The following is a 2,975-nucleotide window of genomic DNA, read 5'->3' as shown; positions in this document are numbered from 1 at the left end:
GACTCAGAGACGGATTCGCTGATTGATTCAGAGATTGACTCCGATACTGATTCAGAAATTGATTCTGAGACTGACTCTGATACTGATTCAGAAATGGATTCTGAAACTGACTCAGAGATTGACTCTGATACTGATTCTGAAACTGACTCAGAGATTGACTCAGAGACGGATTCAGATACAGATTCTGATACTGACTCAGAAATGGATTCTGATACTGATTCGCTAATGGACTCTGATACTGATTCAGAAATTGATTCAGAAATTGATTCAGAAACGGACTCAGAAACTGATTCTGAGATAGATTCAGAAACGGACTCTTTTACTGATTCTGAAATAGACTCAGAGACAGATTCTCTTACTGATTCTGAAATAGACTCGGAGACGGATTCTCTTACTGATTCTGAAATAGACTCGGAGACGGATTCTCTAACAGATTCAGAAATCGAATTTGAAAGTGATTCTGAATTTGATGTTGATTCAGAATTAGACAGTGACTCAGAATTTGAGATAGATTCTGAATTTGATGTTGATTCTGAGTTAGAAGTAGACTCAGATTCAGACAATGAATGTGAGTTTGAGTTTGAAAGCGACTCAGATTCAGATTTGTCAACTGTGTACCAGTGCGTTGTTTCGTTAACTGTATTCGAACTCAAAGTGTTGGCTAAGTTTACCGATGATCCTTTGGTATTTGGGTTTACAACCTGACCTGCTGAATCTGTATAGTTTGGTGCATAATCCGGGTGAGCTGATTTCAGAATAACTTGCACTAACATACTTACAGGATAGCTTTTCGCCGCTTTGGCATAACCATCAAAACCAATACGAATTAACTGGTAGTTATCTTCATAAATAACAGAGAAGATATCATTATCAATTTTACCAGCTTCTGCATTTGCGGTAGCCAAAGCAGATTCTTCAGCTGAGATAACATCTGTCACAGGAACAACAAGACTTGTATTCGCTGTTCCGGGAGCCATAACAGACGTTTCCATGACTTTGATAAAGCCGGTTGTGTCTGTTGAGTTGTAATCAACGGTTCCAGTGTAAGTCGGATCTTTTACCCAAACAGTCTTAACAAGACTACCCTTCTCATCTACTACTTCTGCCAGACGTTTAATATACGATGTTGAAATCGCACCATCATTATAAATCGTTCCTGGAGAATAAAGGCGTACCGCAGTACCACCTGTTGTTCTTGCATAATCATAACCAGTAAAGGTACGAACACCTGATGGAGTTGCCATTTGACCACCAATACCTTTAATAGTATAGGTTGCTATTGTTTTACCATCAGTTGTCTTATAGTAGGTTGTATATTCTTGATAGGTTGGAACCAAGGTATTAGTGAGTGTTCCACCGTTATACTGTAATTGTAGTTCACCAGTTGTCGTAGTCGATGAAGTACTATCACCGTAGGTAACAGTCAATGGTAAATTATTAGCGCCAGAGTAGTTTTGGAAATAAGTAAAAGTTGCTGTTTGACCTTTTTCTAAAGTATGGCTTTCAACAACGGTATTATTAGTCTTATTAACTAACTCGACATAAGTTGTCGTTGTTGTTGTATCATAATCTAACGAATATCGGAAATAATAATTTTCTTTAATTGTTTGATCCGTTAATTGATCGCCAAACCAATTTAGTTTTGAATAATTAAAAGTAAATCTTTCAGATTCTGAAGAAGGTCTGAAGCTTGTGTTATTTGTTGGATCTGAAATTTTAGCCCCATTAGCATCATCCATTGATGGTGACGCTGTTGAAAGCGTGTCAACTAAAACACCATAACCTTCACCAACTTTAGTCACTGTTGCAGTCGTTGCTGTGTCAAGAGCAAACGTAATCATGCCATCTTCATCATTTTCCAACAACAAAAGACCTATTGCTTGATTGCTTGCTTGCAAACTGCTGATAATGGTAGCAAGGTCAGCCACAGTTGCATCCGCATCTCCTAAGATGGTGTGAGCCAACAAAATCTGGTCACGACTGGTCTCAATCGCAGTCAGCAAAGCTTGACTAGGTGCAGATTGGTTACTTGCTATTTGTACTAAAACCTCTGCTTCCGAAATAACTTGCTCTAAAGTTTGCTTTTCTTCTACAGTTGTAGCGCCCGTTTCGCTCGCACTGGTTTCGGAACCTGTTTCACTTGCTGCTGATTCGCTTGTGCTGGTTTCAGACTTTGTCGAACTCGATGTCGTAGTCGATTCGGACTCTGATTCCGAATGTGATACAGAAGTTGATTCTGAGACAGAGAGCGACTCTGAAGCCGACTGACTTTCTGAGTTAGATACGGACTCTGATGAACTGAGCGATTCGGACTCCGAAATCGATGTCGATCCCGATGCTGAGGTTGACTCAGATTGACTCGCTGATTCGGAAATCGATGTTGATTCTGAGGAGCTTACTGAAACCGAATCTGAGTCGACAACTGTCGTTAACACGACAGTATCTGCTTCTGCCAAGGTTGAAGTACTTGTCTCTGATGTCGCGACAACTTCAGAAGCCATAACGGTTTCAACCGCGACATTCCCCCCCACAACAGCTCCCACTGCTGCTAATCCGCGTAACAATTGGCTTGCAGTCATTGAACGTTTTACAGTGGCAAGGTTGACCTCGCCTGAACTTGCCGAAGACTTGCCTCCAATACGCATCAAACCGATTTGCGACATGACTGTCCTAACCCAGTGCTTACCGGATTTATGCATTTTTACACGACTTTTTCGAGATACTTCGGTAAAGTCATCTTTTCTTTGCATTTTCATTCAAAGAGATCCCCCTGTTGTTTCTTTATCATTTAGTGTCCTAAAAATATCCTATTCCAAAATAGTCCCCCTAAACAATCCATTTATTATACCAAAGAATTATATTAAAGTCAAAGACTTTGCTGAAATGAAAACGTATTTTTTGTAGCGTTACAATAGATGTGAGACTTCTAGAAGTCAAAAAGAAGATTCCCTGATATGATAAGAGTACCACCTACT

The 2,975-nt window shown here is 39.9% G+C and carries 1 protein-coding gene; it reads right to left on the bottom strand.

The features are described from left to right. A partial coding sequence (locus ACHBHN_RS11180) for a KxYKxGKxW signal peptide domain-containing protein (protein WP_394734149.1) occupies positions 1–2,756 on the bottom strand: 2,756 nt, incomplete at its 3' end. Positions 2,757–2,975: the final 219 nt, after the last annotated feature.

This window comes from Streptococcus sp. A22, from assembly GCF_043674215.1.
GTDB lineage: Bacteria > Bacillota > Bacilli > Lactobacillales > Streptococcaceae > Streptococcus > Streptococcus suis_V.
The sequence above is the reverse complement of the archived record's forward strand: the minus strand, read 5'-3'. Positions and strand labels throughout refer to the sequence as shown.